This is a genomic window from Butyrivibrio sp. NC3005 (genome assembly GCF_000424545.1).
In the GTDB taxonomy this organism is placed as follows: domain Bacteria; phylum Bacillota; class Clostridia; order Lachnospirales; family Lachnospiraceae; genus Butyrivibrio.
Map to the genome: position 1 here is coordinate 41690 of NZ_AUKC01000023.1, position 18839 is coordinate 60528.

15 protein-coding genes are annotated in these 18839 nt (G+C 33.8%); 1 reads left to right on the plus strand and 14 read right to left on the minus strand.

Annotated features, from left to right (window positions below; all coding sequences use genetic code 11):
- Position 1: 1 nt before the first annotated feature.
- The 10 genes from polA to G634_RS0107550 all read right to left on the minus strand — a co-directional run bounded on the left by polA (position 2) and on the right by G634_RS0107550 (position 11148).
- A complete protein-coding gene (polA, locus tag G634_RS0107505; protein WP_026504776.1) occupies positions 2-2953 on the minus strand; it encodes a DNA polymerase I in 2952 nt (983 codons plus the stop codon).
- A 37-nt stretch (positions 2954-2990) separates the two neighbouring features.
- On the minus strand, positions 2991-3320 hold the full coding sequence (locus G634_RS0107510) for an anti-sigma factor family protein (RefSeq protein WP_026504777.1): 330 nt from the start codon (positions 3318-3320) through the stop codon (positions 2991-2993).
- Entirely contained in the window at positions 3310-4146 is an 837-nt protein-coding gene (locus tag G634_RS0107515) for a DNA-3-methyladenine glycosylase family protein (RefSeq protein WP_026504778.1), read from the minus strand. The genes G634_RS0107510 and G634_RS0107515 overlap by 11 nt, the downstream gene beginning before the upstream one ends.
- Positions 4124-4579: a hypothetical protein gene (locus G634_RS0107520; RefSeq protein WP_026504779.1), complete on the minus strand. Its 456-nt coding sequence runs from the start codon at positions 4577-4579 to the stop codon at positions 4124-4126. The genes G634_RS0107515 and G634_RS0107520 overlap by 23 nt, the downstream gene beginning before the upstream one ends.
- Before the next feature lie 83 nt (positions 4580-4662).
- A complete protein-coding gene (locus G634_RS0107525) occupies positions 4663-6540 on the minus strand; it encodes an extracellular solute-binding protein (RefSeq protein WP_026504780.1) in 1878 nt (625 codons plus the stop codon).
- On the minus strand, positions 6541-7362 hold the full coding sequence (locus tag G634_RS0107530) for an ABC transporter permease (protein ID WP_026504781.1): 822 nt from the start codon (positions 7360-7362) through the stop codon (positions 6541-6543).
- Positions 7355-8431: an ABC transporter ATP-binding protein gene (locus tag G634_RS0107535; RefSeq protein WP_026504782.1), complete on the minus strand. Its 1077-nt coding sequence runs from the start codon at positions 8429-8431 to the stop codon at positions 7355-7357. Before G634_RS0107535 ends, G634_RS0107530 begins: the two co-directional genes overlap by 8 nt.
- 97 nt (positions 8432-8528) lie before the next feature.
- On the minus strand, positions 8529-9269 hold the full coding sequence (locus tag G634_RS0107540; protein WP_026504783.1) for a 2-C-methyl-D-erythritol 4-phosphate cytidylyltransferase: 741 nt from the start codon (positions 9267-9269) through the stop codon (positions 8529-8531).
- Positions 9269-10276, minus strand: a complete 1008-nt coding sequence (locus G634_RS0107545; protein ID WP_026504784.1) for an NAD(P)-dependent oxidoreductase — start codon at positions 10274-10276, stop codon at positions 9269-9271. Before G634_RS0107545 ends, G634_RS0107540 begins: the two co-directional genes overlap by 1 nt.
- Positions 10277-10296: 20 nt before the next feature.
- Entirely contained in the window at positions 10297-11148 is an 852-nt protein-coding gene (locus G634_RS0107550; protein ID WP_026504785.1) for a LicD family protein, read from the minus strand.
- A gap of 71 nt (positions 11149-11219) precedes the next feature.
- On the opposite strand from G634_RS0107550, the gene G634_RS0107555 reads away from it, so the two are divergent.
- Entirely contained in the window at positions 11220-13334 is a 2115-nt protein-coding gene (locus tag G634_RS0107555; RefSeq protein ID WP_026504786.1) for a Crp/Fnr family transcriptional regulator, read from the plus strand.
- A gap of 147 nt (positions 13335-13481) precedes the next feature.
- On the opposite strand, the gene G634_RS0107560 is transcribed toward G634_RS0107555, so the two are convergent.
- The 4 genes from G634_RS0107560 to G634_RS0107580 form a co-directional block, all read right to left on the minus strand.
- Positions 13482-14756 (minus strand): serpin family protein, encoded by a 1275-nt coding sequence (locus G634_RS0107560; RefSeq protein ID WP_026504787.1) that lies wholly within the window; start codon positions 14754-14756, stop codon positions 13482-13484.
- 373 nt (positions 14757-15129) lie between these two features.
- Positions 15130-15591 carry a large conductance mechanosensitive channel protein MscL gene (gene mscL / locus G634_RS0107570; RefSeq protein WP_330364790.1) on the minus strand — a complete coding sequence of 154 codons (462 nt, stop codon included), beginning with the start codon at positions 15589-15591 and terminating at the stop codon, positions 15130-15132.
- A gap of 75 nt (positions 15592-15666) precedes the next feature.
- Positions 15667-16794: an aldo/keto reductase gene (locus G634_RS0107575; RefSeq protein WP_026504789.1), complete on the minus strand. Its 1128-nt coding sequence runs from the start codon at positions 16792-16794 to the stop codon at positions 15667-15669.
- Positions 16795-16847: 53 nt separating this feature from the next.
- Positions 16848-18584: an ABC transporter ATP-binding protein gene (locus G634_RS0107580; RefSeq protein WP_026504790.1), complete on the minus strand. Its 1737-nt coding sequence runs from the start codon at positions 18582-18584 to the stop codon at positions 16848-16850.
- Between the last annotated feature and the right edge of the window lie 255 nt (positions 18585-18839).

Genomic DNA, 18839 nt, shown 5'->3' on the forward strand with positions numbered 1-18839 from the left:
TTTAACCCTTTGCTTTGAAAAAATCCTCTCCAATATTACACTCTGCTATAAGTGGTACTGCCATATGTGCAGCATTCTGCATCTGTGCTGTAAGAATCTCTTTTACCTTATCTACTTCATCTTTAGCTGTTTCTATTAAAAGTTCATCGTGTATCTGAAGTATCAGCTTTGATTTCATATTTCTTGTACGAAGCTCTTTATAAACATTAATCATTGCTATCTTCATGATATCTGCAGCTGTTCCCTGAATAGGCGCATTCATGGCAACTCTTTCACCAAATTGTCTTTTATTATGATTAGAATCAGTTATTTCCGGAATAGGACGTCTTCTATCAAACATTGTCACACTATATCCTTTTTCTCTGGCAAATTCAATTGCCTTCTTCTGATATTCCTTAACTTTTGGATACATTTTGAAATACTCATCCATGTATCCTGAAGCTTCAGTTCTGGATATTCCCAAATCTGCTGCAAGGCCAAATGAACTGATTCCGTATACAATACCAAAGTTTACAGCCTTAGCGTTGCTTCTTTGAAGATCTGTTACCTCTTCAAATGGTGTATGGAAAACCCTAGAAGCAGTACTTCTATGAATATCTTTTCCTGACTTATAATCTTCAATGAGTCCTTCATCCTTAGAAATATCTGCAAGTATTCTAAGCTCAACCTGACTATAATCTGCATCTGCAAATACATAGCCATCTCGTGGAACAAATACTTTTCTTATTGCCCTTCCAAGTTCTGTTCTCATCGGTATATTCTGCAGGTTTGGATCTGATGAAGATATTCTTCCTGTTGCTGTTATTGTCTGATTAAACTTAGTATGTATTCTATTATCCTTACCTATATAGTCAGCAAGGGAATCTGCATAGGTACTCTTAAGCTTAGTAAGTGTACGATACTCTAGTATTTTTTTTACAAAAGGATAATCTCCGGCAAGGCTTTCCAGTACTTCGGCAGATGTAGAATAACCAGTCTTGGTCTTTTTTCCGCCAGGTATATTCATATCTTCAAACAAAATAGTCCCAAGCTGTTTAGGCGAGTTAATATTAAACTCTTTGCCGACTTCCTCATATATATCCTTTTCCAGCGAAAGAATACCATGTTTTAGGCTATCACCATACTCTTTCAAAGCTTCTTTCTTACATATAATGCCTTCCTTCTCCATATCATAAAGAACATATGTAAGCGGCATTTCGATTTTTCTCATAAGATTAAGCTCATTTATAGCCTTCAATGACTTCTCCAAAGCCCTTGCTGCTTCATAGAAAACCCTTGCATTATCACAGGAATACTCAGTCATCCTCTCTAAAGCTTTTTCTGGATCAAGTTCTATCTTGTCTTCTTTTTTCTTTTTTCTCTTTGGTTTCTCATCCTCTTTTGGAGTTTCTAACAAAAAGTCAAAAGTCATCTGAACAGGTATTTCAAAAAAGTCCTTAAGCTTTGTTTTACCAAAGTATTCCTCATAACTCTTTACACTAAGATTCAGATATTCTAAAGCAATATCACTAATTGTATAATCATTTTTCAAAGGATTTATCAAATATGCTCCAAGGAGGATATCAAAGTTTCCTTCTTCTTTTTCGTTATCAATTTCATATGGTGTAAAAAAGTGATATGTATTTTTTATATCAAAAGTTGAAAGTCTGCACTCCTTTGATAATAGTTCAAGTTTTTTCCTAAAATATTCCAAAGACATGGAATCATCTTTTTTGATAAAATATGCTTTCCTTTCGTCAAAGCACAAGGAAAGTCCCATAAAGTCTTCTGTGTTTTTAGAATCTTCAAGAAGCATATATCCAACAAATGTATCTTTGTTTTTCCCCTTTTCTAAAGCTTTGTTAAATATCTCTTCTGCTTCATTAATTCCACATACAAGATGTTTCTCATAAGGAACATTTGATAAATCTATTCTGGTAAGTATTTCATCATTATCTGCTTCTTCGAAGGATTCTTTTACATCATCAGAAACAACTATACCATCGAACGGGTTTTCATCTGCATTAATAAATTCTCCGCAGCTGTCTTCTGCAAAATTATCTTTCTCTAAAGAAACATTTTCAAAAAGACCTGGGAACTTCTTTGCCAAAAAGATAACTTTATTCTCGTTAAGTATTTCTATGACATCAGTATTTATACTTATTCTTTCGAAAGATAAATTCTCTTTTTGAAGATAATCGTCTATCTCTTTATTGCTTTCATCTGAAAGAAATATTTTTTCAGAGAAAATGTTGCTCATAAGCAATACAATATCTTTAGTTTTCAATAATTTTTCTTTTATAGAATTTCCTGAAATTTCTTCGATATTTGTATATATTCCTTCTATAGATTCATACTGTTCAAGAAGTCTTAAAGAAGTACCAAGTCCAAGAAAATCATCCGATGAAATCTCAGAACATCTTTCATCATCTTCAACATTTCTAAAATATTGTCCAGTTAAAACAAGAGCTGCATTCAGGTATTTGGATTCGATATTTAGATAATCACTCCATGCACTACCTTCAGATATAACAGTGCTTGTGTTTTCTATAACAACATTTTCACTTTTTTCCTGGAGAAGAATTACATTGTCAGAATAGATAACTACATCGTTATCATTCTTTTTCAGGCTTACTATTTTTCTGATAACATCAATAGATTCTGCATCACTGTATTTTAGAAGAGGAATAGATATTTTTGGAAGTAAATCAATTAAGATTTGCCTTTGCTTTTTTAATTCTTTTACAAAAAAATCACTGTTCTTCTTATATGACTTACAGGATTTCTTTCTCTCAAGACTTTCTTCTCCATCAAAGCAAACAACAAAATCAGAGTCTGTATTTTTTTCAAATTCTTTTAAAATAAAATATAAAAAGCCATATATTCCACTTGAATACTCTTTGGTAGCACGAGGAAGCAAAAGCCATGCTTTTTCCAATATACTTTCACCATCGAATATCAAAAGTTTTTTCATATATTCCAACCTCCTAAAGGTTTTTGTATTATTGTTTCTATCTAAGAACTTTTAAAGCAAGAATTAATAGACATCCTGCAAGAAGAACAACTATTACCTGCAAAATAAGTGCAAATATTTTAAGTCTTCTAGACGAACGAAGTCTTTTTTTTGCCATGTTTATCTGTTCATCAAGTTCTGCTACAAGATTAAAAGCATTGCCGTCTTCAAGTCTCTTCATTCCTGTACCGACTATAAACTGTATTGTCAATTCTTCTTTACAATCTTCGCATTGCTCAATATGTTCAAGAAATGCAGCAAGCTCATCATTTTCCAAAGTGCCATCCAAAAAAGCTGCTATATCATGTTCTGCCTGCTTATGTGTCATAATAATCCTTTCTTATACCCATGAATAAATACTGCTGCATAAGTCCGGCATAAGGACTCCAGACTTTCACATCAAAATCCTTCGGATAATTCTCCATTGCTCTTTTTACCCATACATCAATTGGAAAAGCATCCATTCTATGATATCCAAATAATCTTATGCATGAAGCAACTTTTATACCAATGCCTTTTACGGACATAAGTTCTTCACAAAGCTTATCATCATCAAGACTTGATGCTCTTTCAAGACCTCCATTTTCTGCCCATTTGCAAGCTGCAATTATATACGGAAGTCTATATCCAAGAGAACAGTTGTAAAGATTATTATCACAATTATTTTGGTCATCATCATAATAGGCTTCTAAAATCTGCGAAGGCGTTGGAATATCATATATTTCTTCGCCATCATAATTGCCTAATTTATTACCAGCTACTCTGCAGACTTTTTCCAGACAGCTTTTTATAGCTGGTATATTTTTCCTTTGAGAAATGATAAATGAAATTACCATTTCCCAAGGATCCTGCCTAAGGATTCTTATTCCTTTAGCACTTTCTGACGATTTCAGCAGAAATGAATCATTTCTATCAATGTTTTCACGTATCGCCTGATAATTCTCATCCATATCGAAATAGTACTTAAAAATCGTATCCCACTCTTTTTTTGTACACGAAAAATCAAACTCCGTATCAGAAAGTTTGCGTACATATAACACTTTATGAAAAGCTACTATTCGGTAAGTTTCATCGTCAATTTCTTTCCATCTGAAACATTGACCGCTTTCCGCTATTTTTTTTAAATCAAAATCATCTGTAATAACAATAACCATTAGCTCTCACACATTTAGAAATCTTCATTCTCAACCTAAGTGAAATTAGAATAATCAAAACAATTTCAATAGCAACCATATTAAAAAATGAATAACCAGTTCCAAGTAACACAACATAAAGTGCTGCAAAAACATTTATTATCGATGAAATCCCCCAAAATATCCAACTGATAAAATTTGCCCTATAGCATGATATTCTAATAATAGCTGCATTTATAACCTGAAGTATAAGGTATATCGCAATAAAAAATATAACTATAAAAAGACCCATCGCACCAAAAACACCTATAGCACTTCCTAAATCACTACGATTACCATCACCAAGCATCCCGTTGATAGTCATACATAACCAAAAAATAGATGCAAGTCCTTCTGCCGGAAGTAATAAGTTTACTCCCAGCTCATACTTAAGCAGCTTCCCAATCTCATTCATACCGTTCTTCTCCACAATATAGACTTATATAATCCACTTCTTAATTGCATTAAGCTTTAATCCGTATATGTTTTAATATTTTTTTACTCTCCAGACTTAACTTCTTTCCAAAGCCTGTTATACATCTCATCTGCTTTGCTTCCAAGATAAAGATAAGTATTACAACGACTAAGTGTATCCTCATCCGGAAATGCAACCTTAGAATTCTTTATAGATTCATCTTCTATCATCTGCTGAGCTTTTAGATTTGGAGTTGTATAAGTGACATATTCAAAGTTTTTAAGTGCTATATCTTCTCTGCACAAAAAGTCTATCCACTTATGCGCATTTTCAACATGTCTTGCATTCTTAGTAATACACCATCCATCAAGCCATACATTCGATCCTTCTTTTGGAACAACATATGCCAAATCTTTGTTCTCTCTTTGAGTATAAAGTGCTTCACCTGAATATATAACGCCAAGTGCTGCCTCTCCGCCAATCATCTTATCTCTAACCTGATCGACTACATACGCCTGAACAAGTGGCTTTTGGTTAAGCAAATCTTTAGCTGCGACTTTTAATTCATCCGGATTTGTTGAATTTATCGAATAACCATTTTTAGCAAGAGCTACCATAAAAGCATCTCTAACTGAATCCTGCATCAGAATCTGACCTTTATACTTCTTGTCCCAAAGAATATCCCAACTCTCAACAGGTTCTTTTACAAGCTTTTTGTTATACAAAATGCCTACTGTTCCGCAGAAGTTTGGAACTGTATATTTGTTACCTTCGTCAAATGAAGCCGCTGTCTTCATATAGTTAGGATCAATGTTTGCATAAGCATTAGGAATTTTTTCCTTATTAAGTTCCTGTAGCATATTCTCTTTAATCAAACGTGCAATCATGTAATCAGATGGACATATAACATCATATGCTGCATTATCTGAAGCTACTTTTGCATACATAATTTCATTTGATTCAAAAGCATCATATACTACTTCAATTCCAGTTTCTTTTTGGAACTGCTTTACAACATCGGGATCTATATACTCTCCCCAATTGTAGACATATACTTGATTTTCTTTTGTTCTAAATACACCGCCAAAAGACAAACCAACAAATATACATGTAATAATTACTGCAAATAGTATTGCAAAATTTCTGCCCTTTGAAGACTTCTTTGCATATGATACGTTTTTTTTGCCTGCTGCCTGCATAGAGCGTGCACGAAGTCCTCTTCTAGCCATTATAAGAATAATAACTGCCAGAAAAATAATCGTGGAAAGAGCATATATTTCTGGCTGAATACCCCTCTTAACCTCATTATAAATTTTAGTAGAAAGAGTATCAAAACCTGAACCCTTAGTAAAATATGTAATAATAAAGTCATCAAGCGACATAGTAAAAGCCATCATAGCTCCTGACAAAATCGCAGGAATCAAATCCGGAAGTATAGTTTTTCTAAACGCAAAAAAAGGTTCTGCTCCAAGATCAAGAGCTGCTTCATAAACACTTGGACTAATCGTCTTCATACGCGGCATCACACTAAGCATTACATATGGTATGTTAAATGTAATATGCGCTATAAGAACGGTAATAAAACCTGTATTAAAATGCAAAACTCTAAACAAAAGCATAAGACTGATACCAGTTACAATATCAGCATTTATCATCGGAATATTAGTCATTCCCATGATGACTGCTCTTGTCTTTTTATTTAGTCCTACCATAGCAACACAAGTAACTGTTCCTATTATAGTTGCAATAAGCGTAGATATGATTGCTATGATAAGAGTATTTGCTACTGCATTTATGACATCTGAATCAGAAGCAAGATTCAAATACCATTTAAGCGTAAATCCCCCCCATTTTGAACGGGATTTACTCTCATTAAAAGATAACACTATCATTGTCAGTATCGGAAGATACATAAATAACAGTATTATTCCCATGTAAATTTTTTCGAGTTTCTTTTTCATTTACTTACGGTCCTCCTTCTGATCTGACACAGCCGAAACGACCATGTTAATAATGATAAATATCATCAGAATAAGAGACAATCCGCTTCCCATATTCCAGTCATATGTAAGCGTAAATTCCTGCTCAATAACATTACCGATAAGTAAAATCTTGGATCCGCCCATCATGGTACTGATCGCAAATGTAGTAAGTGCCGGTATAAATACCATTGTCACCCCACTTATTATTCCAGGCAAAGTCAAAGGAAGTGTAATTCTAAAAAATGTCTGGAATGAATTAGCTCCAAGGTCTCTTGCCGCATTAATTACATTGTCATCAATTCTTGCAAGAGAATTATAGATAGGCAAAATCATAAATGGCAAAAAGTTATATACCATACCTATTACAATCGCAAGAGGCGTATTAATAACATTTATATTGGGCAAATGGAGTAGTGTAAGTAAACCATTTATAACGCCTTTATTCTCTAAAAGTGTCATCCATGCCAATGTTCTTAATAGAAAATTCATCCACATTGGCAGAATAAACAGTGTTGTTATTATTCCTTTAGAATTGACTTTGTTTTTAGCTAAAATCATTCCAAGAGGATATGCAAGTAAAAAACATACAACAGTACTGATAAAAGCAAGTATTAGGGCTAAAATCAGTGACTTCAAGTTATTTTTCTCAGTAATTGCAATTACATTTGACAATGTAAATGCTCCGGTCTTATCTGTAAGACCATAGAAAAATATCATTCCAAGAGGAACCAAAATAAATATAAGACACCATGCAAGATATGGAGATGCAAGTGCAACTGACGCCTTAGATTTCTTAAACATCTATTTCAATAGCCTCCTCATCTTCTGAAGCAGGACGATTCATAACCTGAATATTAAATGGATCTACCTTAATATCCACCTGTGTTCCTACTTCATACATCTTTGTAGAATGTACAAGCCACTCGAAACCACCAGCAGTAACTTCCATTTCGTAGTGAACACCCTTAAATATCATATGGCTAACTGTTCCAGCCAAAGTTCCCTCACCACGTTTTACAAGTTCTACATCTTCTGGACGAATAACGACATCAACTGGTTTATTCTCTCCAAATCCCTTATCAACACAGGCAAAATTTGTACCTAGAATTCTAACAAGTTCATCCCTAACCATAGTTGCATGAATAATATTACTGTCACCAATAAAGTCAGCTACAAAAGCATTTTCAGGTTCGTTATAAATAGTTTCAGGTGAACCTTCCTGCTGAATGTATCCTTGGTTCATAACTACGATATGATCTGACATTGTCAGAGCTTCTTCCTGATCATGAGTTACATATACAAATGTGATTCCAAGTTCATTCTTCAATCGAATAAGCTCATACTGCATGTCCTGTCTTAATTTCAAATCAAGAGCACCAAGAGGCTCATCAAGAAGAAGAACTTTTGGTTCATTAACAATAGCCCTTGCTATTGCAACTCTTTGCTGCTGACCACCAGATAAGGACTCTGGCATACGATGTTCAAATCCTTCAAGATTTACAAGTTTTAGCGCATATTTAATCTTATCTTTTATATAAGCATCTGTTTTATTTTTGATTTTTAGACCAAAAGCAATATTCTCAGCAATATCCATGTGCGTAAAAAGTGCATACTTCTGGAAAACTGTATTAAGCTGACGCTTGTTAGGAGCAAGATTAGTGATATCTTTTCCATCAAAAATAACCCTTCCTTTATCAGGTGTCTCAAAACCACCTATCATACGAAGAGTTGTTGTCTTTCCACATCCTGATGGTCCAAGGATAGTGACAAATGAATTTTCTCTAATAACCAGATTCAAATCATCAAGAATCATCTGACCGTTATATGACTTAGAAATATTTTCAAGCCTGATTAACTCTTTTCTTGGCATTGCAAAAACCTCCCATAACCTTGTTTCAAATTTCAGTGTAAGTGCTACCGAAACTTTCCACTTGTAACACTATATCATCTTTACAGATTTTCACAACCTAAATATGATTTTTTCTGCAAAAAAATTCAATTAAATCCAAATCTTCCGGATATGTAAGTTTATAATTCGGACCTACTTCAAAAAATTTATATCCTTTTGAAGACTTTGGAAGCTGATATGCAGCAAAATAAACGTCACTATTAACATCAAAATACTCTCTAAGAATCCTGTAACGATAAGCTTCCGGTGCCTGAATCAAGAAATAATCTTCTCTTTTTGGAATACCTTCAAGGAAACTTCCAAGTGAATCAGTAATACGCTGACAAGTTTCGACATAATCGTACTCATCTAATATTCCCATATATTTATCGACAATATCGCTATTTAAAAGAGGTCTAGCTGCCTCATGAAATATTACTTTTTCACATTCTTTGTAATTTTCATCAATATAGTCCATTGCATTTTGAAAAGACTCTGCTCGGCTGTTTCCGCCCTTTATAGTTTCAACGTTATATTCCCTTTTTATCCTGCCATTTATCAGCATTTCTTCTTCGAGAACCACAATTACTTTATCAAGCTTTTTTGAACTTTTCAGGCAATTAATTCCATAGCTTATTGCTTCTTTTCCATTTATTTTTATATACTGCTTGTGCATTTTTTGATTAAATCTGCTTCCAAGACCTGCTGCTAGAAGTATCCCAACATTCTTAACACTTTTTTGGTTATTCGAGAATTCTTCACTTTTAGATAATTGCTCATCTACTACAAATTTATTATTAGTACTAGTATTATTATTCATCACATAACTCTTTCATCACCAAGATAGTTTATTAGCTTGTGTATAACCATCTCTGTTCCTTTATATACAACCTCATCACTTGCCCCAGCAATATGCGGTGTTATTATAAGATTAGGAGCATCAAGAAGCTTATACTCGTTTGAAATTGGTTCTTTTTTTACGACATCAAGCGCTGCACCGGAAAGTTTCCCTGAAACAAGAGCATCAAACAGTGCATCTTCATCAACAAGCCCGCCTCTTGCAGCATTTATGAAATATGCTCCATCTTTCATCATTGAAAAAGTTTCTGCATTCATCATATCCTTATTATCTGCAGTAAGAGGGCAATGAAGTGATACAACATCAGATTCTTTTAAAAGTTCTTCAAAACTCACAGCTTTTATATTTTCAGTTCGTGAAATAGCCACATCAAGCGGATCATAAATTAAAATTTTCATTCCGAAGGCTTCAGCTTTTTTCGCAAGTTCTCTACCAACATTCCCAAAGCCCACAATTCCAAGTGTCATCAGTCTCGGACTTTTTCCTCTAAGCGTATGATACGGCGATGAATCATTTAACCCCCAAATTGTATCTTTATATTCAGAAGGAATCATTCGTTTATCTGATGTTATCTTTTTTTCGTGAATAAGATGATTGGATTTTGAAATATTTCTACATAAATCCAATATATATCCCATTACAATTTCTGAAACTGCACTGGCATTTCTTCCTGCATTATGCATGACACAAACATGCTTTTTCTCTGCTGCTTTCATGTCAATCACGGATTTAACTCCACCTCTGCAGCAAATGATAAGTTTTAAGTTTTCAGCTTTTTCAATAACTTTTTGGGTAACTGTTTCAAACTCAGAAATCAGTATATCGTAAGGTTCTATAATTTTTGCCAAATCTTCTGATTCCATAACTTCATGAGAAACTATATAACCTGCAGTATCAAATTCAACATCTTTTATGGTATTTCGCAAAGTTTCTATATTAACTTCAGCTGTAACAAGCGCTTTATACATAGTTGCAATACTCCTTACAATCAATCTTCAATCTCATTAACATGCTGCGGAACTCTCTTATCTTCTGGCGGAAGCTGTCTCCACGAACCATAAATAAGAGTAAGCCATTCATCGTAATTGCTGGGAGTCTGATACATTTTTCCGTGAAGCATTTGGGTAGACGGATTTTCATACCATTTTCTTGGGAATATAAGGCCCCAGTAGCGCGGATCTGGTTGTTCATTAGATAAGAATAGATGAGTTGCAGTGTCTTTTTCATCATTTTCCATTACTTCAACCCTATGGTACCAGTTTACTATATATTTATAAGGAATCAGTTTTCCGATAAACACAAGAACTCTTGCAGCAATCTTCATTCCACCTTTGAACTTGGAATAATCCACATGAAATCTATGCCCCATCGCAAGAGCATATATTAGTTTCAGCATCAGAAGCTGTTTCTTATGATTTTTTCCAACATAATCTATTATGAAAATATCCAGTGTAGGATGTGAAAATCTCCCCTTATAGAAATCTTCATCACCATAAACTGTATGTTTGTAGCGGACTTTTTCATCTGCAATCTTAGGTATAAAATCAAAAAATTCAGGATACGCATCATCTAAAAGAAGTTTAAATCTTTTATCAGCTTCTTTCTCCCAAATAGTAATAAATTTCTCATAATCTTCTCTAAGCATGGTTATGTCAACATCATCATCCCATGGAATAAAATCTTTATGACGAACTGCACCAAGAAAAGAACCTCCATGCAGAAAATACTTTATATTATTTTTTTGACATACACGGTCAAGTTCCAAAAGAATTGCATTATTTGAATCATGCACTCTTTTTAGATAACTGTTTTCATCCGATATTATTTTTGAATCTGTCATAGTATCTTTGCTCCTTGTGTGTTGTATTAAAAAATTATAACACATGCTTTTTATGATGAGGTAATTATGTTATGAAAGTACAGGAACTAAAAAAAGGTGAAGTATTACATAAACAAGGTCAGAAAGTTGAAACTATTGAAATAATATCCAAAGGTACTATTCGTATTTCAAATGAATACAGCAATTTAGATCTAACAGGTGGACAAATATGTGGTTTGTCTGAAACTCCGGGAAAAGATTTTTTATTCTCTTACGAAGCTCTATCTGATGCCACTATTATAAGCTATCCTTATCAATCACAAAATGACCTGGTAGATATGTTCAAATCAAATCCAAAAATTCTACCAATCCTATCTTCAAATATAGTGAAAACCTGCATTGCTTTTTATAATTCTTGTGAACAGCAATTTAATGATGCTAAAAAGCAATTTCAAACTTTAAAAGATGATTACGAAAAATATCCAATTCTCTGTGCAAAAGTTGGTGTTCCAGCTCAGGTCTTTCCAGAAGTAATGGTAGCTTCTCCGATTGCACCTATTGAATTTGCTCCCTCCTGGATTATTGACGCACTAAAAGCCATGATGAATAATGATCAGACTCTTCGTACAAATCTATATACGCTAAATGCTGATATTGACATTTTCATTATTATGATGGCAATAAGATATATTGTCAGTATGACAGAGCACTCACAGACAATTACGAATTACAGAAAAGAACTTTCAAGGCAAACTTCTGCTTTCCAAAATGCATTTCACATCGCTTCTGCAAAATCCGATACCATTGAACAGGGAAATTCTTCTGATAGCAGCATGGATGTTCCTGAATTCAAAAATGTCTGCAAGACAATTCTTGCTTATGCAGACCTTGATGAAGAACTAAAGACCGAATTTTCAAATGCAGTATATGCCTATAAAACAAGCTCCAATCAGGATGTTTATTCTGATGAATACAGACGAATAAGACGTGATTTATCAACATATTTCTACAAAGTATACGCTGAAGTTTTGATTAAGAGCTTAGAAGACAGCATAGTACCAGACGCCATTTCCATGTTCCTTACTTTTGGTTATACAGATGAAGATCTTGTCAGTCCTGAAGTAACTGCAAAATTATACAGATTTATGAAGTCATATGTCCCTGATCCTTACAGAAGAGTATTTACAATCAGGGAATGGTTAACCATGATTTATAATAACGAGGTTGTACCTTCACGTAATGAATTCAATCTTGATTATCCTGCCTATTTAAAAGAACAACAGACACAAGGAAATCTTACAGAAAAAGAAGTAAAAGAATTCCTCAATGATTCTAAAGCAAAAGTCGTGTTCGAAGTAACAAACCTCTTTTCAATGGGTAACAGAGTAACTTTTGGAAGAGCATCTGCTTTTATACCTATTTTCGACGAAGTAAATATCACAAAAGCCTTGGAAGATGCATATCTTCAAGCTCCAATGCTTAACTCGACTATAGATGAAATAAGAAAACTTGATTATAGTCTCTTCTGCAGAGAAGTACTATTCTCAGACCAAAAACTTGGAATCAACCAGTTCCTTTATCAAAAAGAGGTTCTGCCAAAATTTATATTGCTTCCAAATGTTGGCTCTCAAGCCTACATGTGGCAGGAAATCGAAGGCAAAAAACGTGATACACCAGCGCGATTTGTTATTTCCATTTTCCATACAGAAGATTTGCAGTCATCACTTATCAAAGTATTTGGCGATTATAGATGGGAAATGTGCAAAACAGTCCAGGGAATTTATTGGAACGACATTACAGATCCTTCACTTACTGCTGATTACTGTGACTATCTTCAGTTCTACAAAAAGAACAGACTACTCAATGAAACTCAAAAAGAAAAGCTTTACCAGCAGCTTAAAAAGCATTCTAACAGATTTAAAAATGTGTTTATAGAAGATTATCAAGTATACATGAAATTCGAAATCAATGGTTCTTTGAGGCTTAACAAAGTATCAAGAACAGCTTTGTTCAAATACTGCACATTTGATGCAGGAACAAGACAAAAGCTTCTTGCAAATCCGCAATACAAAGAACTGATTGATAAATTTAATCTAAAAATCAACACAGAACTTCATACACTTGAAAATATTGAAACCAAGATTGAGCGGTCAGGAAATATCATGCCAGAAGAGGTTCTTCTTCAAAGAGCATTTTTGGAAAAATAAGTTTTAAAATAAGCGTTGGTACAAAAGTTGCAAAATTTGTACCAACGCTTTTTAGTTTAAAAAATAATGAATATCAAGACAATCTCACAAAAATCATCATTTTATTAAAGCATATAAATTCTAAACATTTAATTTTTCCCTTTAACATTACTCAACAAGCTGGCCATAAAACAATATTTCCGGATTATCACTTCCATTTAAAATCATAAATTTAAATGGTCTATCTGCCTTAAACTCTTTGATTTCTTCTTCCATTGCACATGAAGTTTCTTTCATCTCAACTATTGTTGCCGCTGTAGCTTCTACTCCATCTTCATTTACTTTTATTTTTGTTTTCTGAAGAACATTATCTATGAGTAATGGACAGTCTTTGCACATCACAGAAAAATCCGCATTATCGCCCAATGCAATCTCAGCATCTCTATATTTTAGAAACTTAACTAATTCCTTGTTTTTAAAAAATGAATCAATCTCAAACTTAGGAATAGATATTCTAACTTCTTTTGACTGCACTTTATCTATTGCTTTTTTCAAATCCTTAATGTCGCCTAGCGTTACAACCATTTTGAACTTTCCTCTTAAAGGAAGAATAATAAGCTTTCCATTTTTATCTTCATAATAATCAGCAAAATCGCATTTATTCATAAAGTCTTTTGATACAGTTTTTCCATCACAAGTTACGAAATAATCTTCTTTGGTTGCATATTCCTTAAATGGTTCCATAAAAGAAGATTTAAGATAAAGAGTATTAGCAAGTACAAGGTTAGATCCCGATAAGTCGTCACTTATTTTTGGAATAAGATTATTGGTATTTTTCTTAACCCAATTATTAACTTCATCTGTTATCTCGTTTGCTGATACATTCCTTGCCGCAGCATTGTAATGCTTTTTTACGTAATCCTTATATTCGTCAGTTATAGTTCCTTTATAGTCTGTGTTTTTCCAAACAGAGTTCTCAAGCCTAAAAGTACCATAAAAACATGAATCATTTGATTCATCAAATTCGAAACTACCATCAGCATTCTTTTTATATGCAAATGATGAAGAAAGAACCCTATTGTACCAGTTATTAGCCTCATCCATGTCTTTAAATCCAATAGCTTTAAGAAGCTTATCCTTTGTCTGTGCATCAGCTCCTGCAGTTGCAAGTACAATTGCAGCTCTATAGGAAGTAGGTGAAATCATATAGTTTTCATTTTCATATCCATTACTTTCAATAAAACTCACAAGCGAATTTTCAAATTCACCTCCCACCTTAATCTTTTTAACATCACTGTATTCTGCACTCAAATCATTTGCAAAAGTTTTCTTATAATCTTTCGTGCTTTCTTTTTGCAAATTGTTTGAATCCTTAGAACAGCCGCTCAAAGTTCCTACCATAAGTGTAAGTGAGGTTATAAACATAAATAATCTTCTTTTCATATCAAAATCTCCTTCAAAATTGTAAATATTGCTTTGGAAACTCTTTTATAACTTCTATTCTTATAGACACCATCACTTAAGCTAAGGTCACACATTAATTTTTTTCATCAAAAAAAGGAATAGCACAGCATATGCCATTCCTTTTTAGCTAAAAACAGTTATTGTTAATTATAGGTTTTGATATTATTATAATCCGTTTTGCTGTTTATATATTTCGTCGCAGACACGCTTTCGCTTGATTATAAACGTAGTGGTACGTAATGCGCTAAAAAACAGCGCATAAGTACCAACGTTTATAAACAGTTCTGCTCAAGAAATATTACAAGCCAGCAAAACTCATCTACAAAATAGATAATATCAAAACCTATAACTTTCAAGCAAGCTCAGATGTACAATGAGGACATCTTGTTGCCTCCTCTGCAATTTCAGATTTGCAGTAAGGGCAAATCTTAACATGCTTTGGCTCTGCCTCTTTACTAGGTGCTAGTTTATCATGAAGCTTGTTCATTCCCTTAACAATTGTAAAGATGACAAATGCCATAATGATAAAATTAATAACCGCTGTAATAAATACACCATAATTAAGTGTTGCTGCTCCAGCCTCCTGTGCCTTTGCAAGTGTTGCGTAGCTCTTTCCATCAAGTGATATAAACCAGTTTGAAAAGTCAATACCACCTGTAATAACACTGATAACCGGCATCAGAATATCATTTACCAAAGAATTAATAATTCCCTGAAAAGCACCACCTATAATAACACCGACAGCCAAGTCCATTACATTTCCGCGCATTACAAACTCACGAAACTCGGAAATCATCTTCTTTTTTTCCGCCATAATTCCCTCCTCAACAAAATAAAATTTTACAAAAAAATCCAAAGTTGTTACGACTACATAATTTTAATCTTTTGCTTAATTATTTTCAACATCAGCATCAAAGATTTCTGATAATTGTGCAAGATTCTTGATTATTTCGATATGCTGAGGACATTGTCTCTCGCACTGCCCACATGTAATGCAGTCCTTTGCCTTTCCTCCATTATCTCTAGTTGCAAGTTCATACATTTTCTTTGACTTTTCTACATCCTCATACATAGTCAGGTTATTCCTTGCCTTGAATATCTCAGGAATATTTATATGCTTCGGACACCCCGGCGTACAATATCTACATGATGTACATGGAATTGTGTCAAAAGAGTTAATAATCTTTTTTACATCTTCTATAACATTCTTTTCTTTTTCATCAAGTGGAACAAAATCTGTCATGTATGAAAGATTATCTTCCATCTGCTCCATGTTCGACATTCCTGACAAAACAGTATATATTCCCGGAAGTGAAGCAACAAATCTTATCGCCCAGGATGGGAAAGAAACCTCAGGATTTGCCTGCTTTAATATATTTGCAACTGCCTTAGGCGGTGTAGCCAAAGTTCCTCCTTTGACAGGTTCCATTACAACAATAGGCTTATTGTGTTTTCTTGCCACCTCATAATTGGCTCTTGAAGCAACATTTGGATTATCCCAGTCAGCATAGTTTATTTGCAATTGCACAAAATCAACATCTGGATGTTTATTCAATAGTTCATCCAAAAATTCTGGCTGATCATGAAAAGAAAATCCATAATGCTTTATTTTTCCCTCTTCTTTTAGTTGTTTAGCATAATCCCAGATATGATAAGAATCATACTTATCTATATTTCCTTTGGATAATGCATGAAGAAGATAAAAGTCAAAATATGAAGCCTTAGTTCTTTCAAGCGAAACATTAAACTGATTCTTTGCATCCTCTTCGCTTTTAGCTACACTTGCATTAAGTTTTGTTGCAAGTGTAAATTTATCTCTTGGATATCTTTTAACAAGTGTCTCTCGAGCAGCTTCTTCAGATAAACCGCCCCCATAAACATACGCAGTATCAAAATAGGTGCATCCCGCTGCCATAAATGCATCTACCATTTTACTAACCTGTGGCAAATCAATGTGTTTGTCATCAATCTGCGGAAGTCTCATAAGACCAAAACCCAGCTTTTTAATCTCTTTCATAATCGTAACCCTCCATTTCTTAGTGGCCCTGACAATAGCCATTTTTTAAATAATTATCTTGCTACCGATAAAGAATAATACTTTGAATAAATGCCTTGCTTTTTCATAAGTTCTTCATGACAGCCACGTTCTTTTATGCCTCCCTCATCAATTACCAGAATTTCTTCAGCACCGCGAATTGTTGATAACCTATGAGCTATGGTTATAGTAGTTCTGTTCTTACTTAATTCTTCAAGACTTTCCTGAATATACTGCTCACTTTCATTGTCAAGGGCAGAAGTTGCTTCATCCAGCAAAAGAATTGCCGGATTTTTCAAAAAAATTCTAGCAATCGAAATTCGTTGTTTTTGACCACCAGAAAGTCTTGTTCCTCTTTCTCCAACTAAAGTATCTAGGCCGTCTGGAAGTGAATTAATAAACTCATCCATATGTGCCTTTTTCGCTGCGTCTTCTATTTCTTTATCTGTTGCATTCGGATTACCATAGGCAATATTGTCTCGTATGGTTCCATCAAAAAGATATACATCCTGCTGAACAATTCCAATGTATTTTCTGAGCTCGGAGAGCTTTATTTTTCTTATGTCCTGACCTCCTATTGTGATTCTACCACTTGTAACATCGTAAAATCTTGGAAGAAGAGAGCAAATTGTCGTCTTTCCTCCTCCAGAAGGCCCTACAAAAGCAATTGACTCACCGCTTCTAACTTTAAAAGATACATCACTTAACACTTCATTTTCCATGTCATCTTTGTAACAAAATGAAACGTTGTTAAACAGAATATCTCCTTCCGGATTTTTAAAATTCTCAGCATCATTATCATCTACTATATCAGACTCTGTTTCCATGATTTCATTAAATCTGGCAAATCCGGAAAAACCTTTTTGGAGCATTTCTGTAAGCTCTACCAAGATTTGAATAGGACTAATAAATATCCCTATATAAAGAGCATACATAGCAAGATCAGATGATGTCATTTCGCCCTTAGCAACAAAAAAGCCTCCTGCTACAAGCGTCAGCAAATACATAAATCCCTGAAAAAAGGTGTTACCACCCTGAAATGTTCCCATTGCCCTATAATTATCTTTTTTAGATTCAAGAAATGCTTCATTTCCTATTCTGAATTTTTCTCTTTCAAGCTCTTCATTTGCAAAAGCCTGAACAACGCGAATACCAGAAAATGAATCATTTAATGTTGCATTTATATCCCCGATTTTTTTTCTGTTATCTGCAAAAGTTGCTCTCATCCTTTTATTCTGTTTGAATGAAAACAGTGCCATAAAAACAACTACCACCAACAATATTGATGCCAATTTGTTTTGTATTCTAAACAAAAAGAAAAATGAACCAATTATTTTCACAACCGAAATAAACAAATTTTCCGGTCCATGATGAGCCATCTCAGAGATATCAAACAAATCAGAAACCATTCTACTCATCATTCTACCAGTATTATTCTGATCATAGTATGAAAAAGACAAAGCCTGGTAATGGTCAAAAAGTTCTTTTCGCATATCCCTTTCCATTTTAGCACCCATTATATGTCCCTGACATGATACATAATACTTACATAAAGCCTGAACAATATATGCTGCTAAAAGTATACCTGCAATAATAGGTAGCTTTGACATTATAATATCGCTGTTTTTAGTAAAAAGTGTTCTGGTTAAATTCCTTAAAATCTGCGGATATGCCAAATCAACAATTGATATAATCGTCGCACATATAAGATCAAAGATAAATACATTAAGATATGGTTTATAGTACTTGACAAATTTTTTTAACAAAATCATATTTTCCTCCATTTTATCTCAAAACAATTATATTTTATCACATCTGCAATGTATAGGTGATTATTATTCAAATATAATCTGTTTTTCCAATAGAATTTTGGTCTGCAAAAAAGGATTCTTGCTGATGATTATCCTAATTCTCAACAAATTATAGATTTTTGTCACTGCGTTCCAAAAACCACGCAAACTGGCCATTTAAAAAGGCTTCGCCTTGGACCAGTTTGCCGCTTGACTTTTGTTCTCACGAAACTCGCA

Excerpts from the sequence above, each read along its gene's own strand:
- polA (WP_026504776.1), bottom strand. The coding sequence starts at position 2,953 with ATGAAAAAACTTTTGATATTCGATGGTGAAAGTATATTGGAAAAAGCA.
- G634_RS0107510 (WP_026504777.1), bottom strand. The coding sequence starts at position 3,320 with ATGACACATAAGCAGGCAGAACATGATATAGCAGCTTTTTTGGATGGC.
- G634_RS0107515 (WP_026504778.1), bottom strand. The coding sequence starts at position 4,146 with ATGGTTATTGTTATTACAGATGATTTTGATTTAAAAAAAATAGCGGAA.
- G634_RS0107520 (WP_026504779.1), bottom strand. The coding sequence starts at position 4,579 with ATGAATGAGATTGGGAAGCTGCTTAAGTATGAGCTGGGAGTAAACTTA.
- G634_RS0107525 (WP_026504780.1), bottom strand. The coding sequence starts at position 6,540 with ATGAAAAAGAAACTCGAAAAAATTTACATGGGAATAATACTGTTATTT.
- G634_RS0107530 (WP_026504781.1), bottom strand. The coding sequence starts at position 7,362 with ATGTTTAAGAAATCTAAGGCGTCAGTTGCACTTGCATCTCCATATCTT.
- G634_RS0107535 (WP_026504782.1), bottom strand. The coding sequence starts at position 8,431 with ATGCCAAGAAAAGAGTTAATCAGGCTTGAAAATATTTCTAAGTCATAT.
- G634_RS0107540 (WP_026504783.1), bottom strand. The coding sequence starts at position 9,269 with ATGAATAATAATACTAGTACTAATAATAAATTTGTAGTAGATGAGCAA.
- G634_RS0107545 (WP_026504784.1), bottom strand. The coding sequence starts at position 10,276 with ATGTATAAAGCGCTTGTTACAGCTGAAGTTAATATAGAAACTTTGCGA.
- G634_RS0107550 (WP_026504785.1), bottom strand. The coding sequence starts at position 11,148 with ATGACAGATTCAAAAATAATATCGGATGAAAACAGTTATCTAAAAAGA.
- G634_RS0107555 (WP_026504786.1), top strand. The coding sequence starts at position 11,220 with ATGAAAGTACAGGAACTAAAAAAAGGTGAAGTATTACATAAACAAGGT.
- G634_RS0107560 (WP_026504787.1), bottom strand. The coding sequence starts at position 14,756 with ATGAAAAGAAGATTATTTATGTTTATAACCTCACTTACACTTATGGTA.
- mscL (WP_330364790.1), bottom strand. The coding sequence starts at position 15,591 with ATGGCGGAAAAAAAGAAGATGATTTCCGAGTTTCGTGAGTTTGTAATG.
- G634_RS0107575 (WP_026504789.1), bottom strand. The coding sequence starts at position 16,794 with ATGAAAGAGATTAAAAAGCTGGGTTTTGGTCTTATGAGACTTCCGCAG.
- G634_RS0107580 (WP_026504790.1), bottom strand. The coding sequence starts at position 18,584 with ATGATTTTGTTAAAAAAATTTGTCAAGTACTATAAACCATATCTTAAT.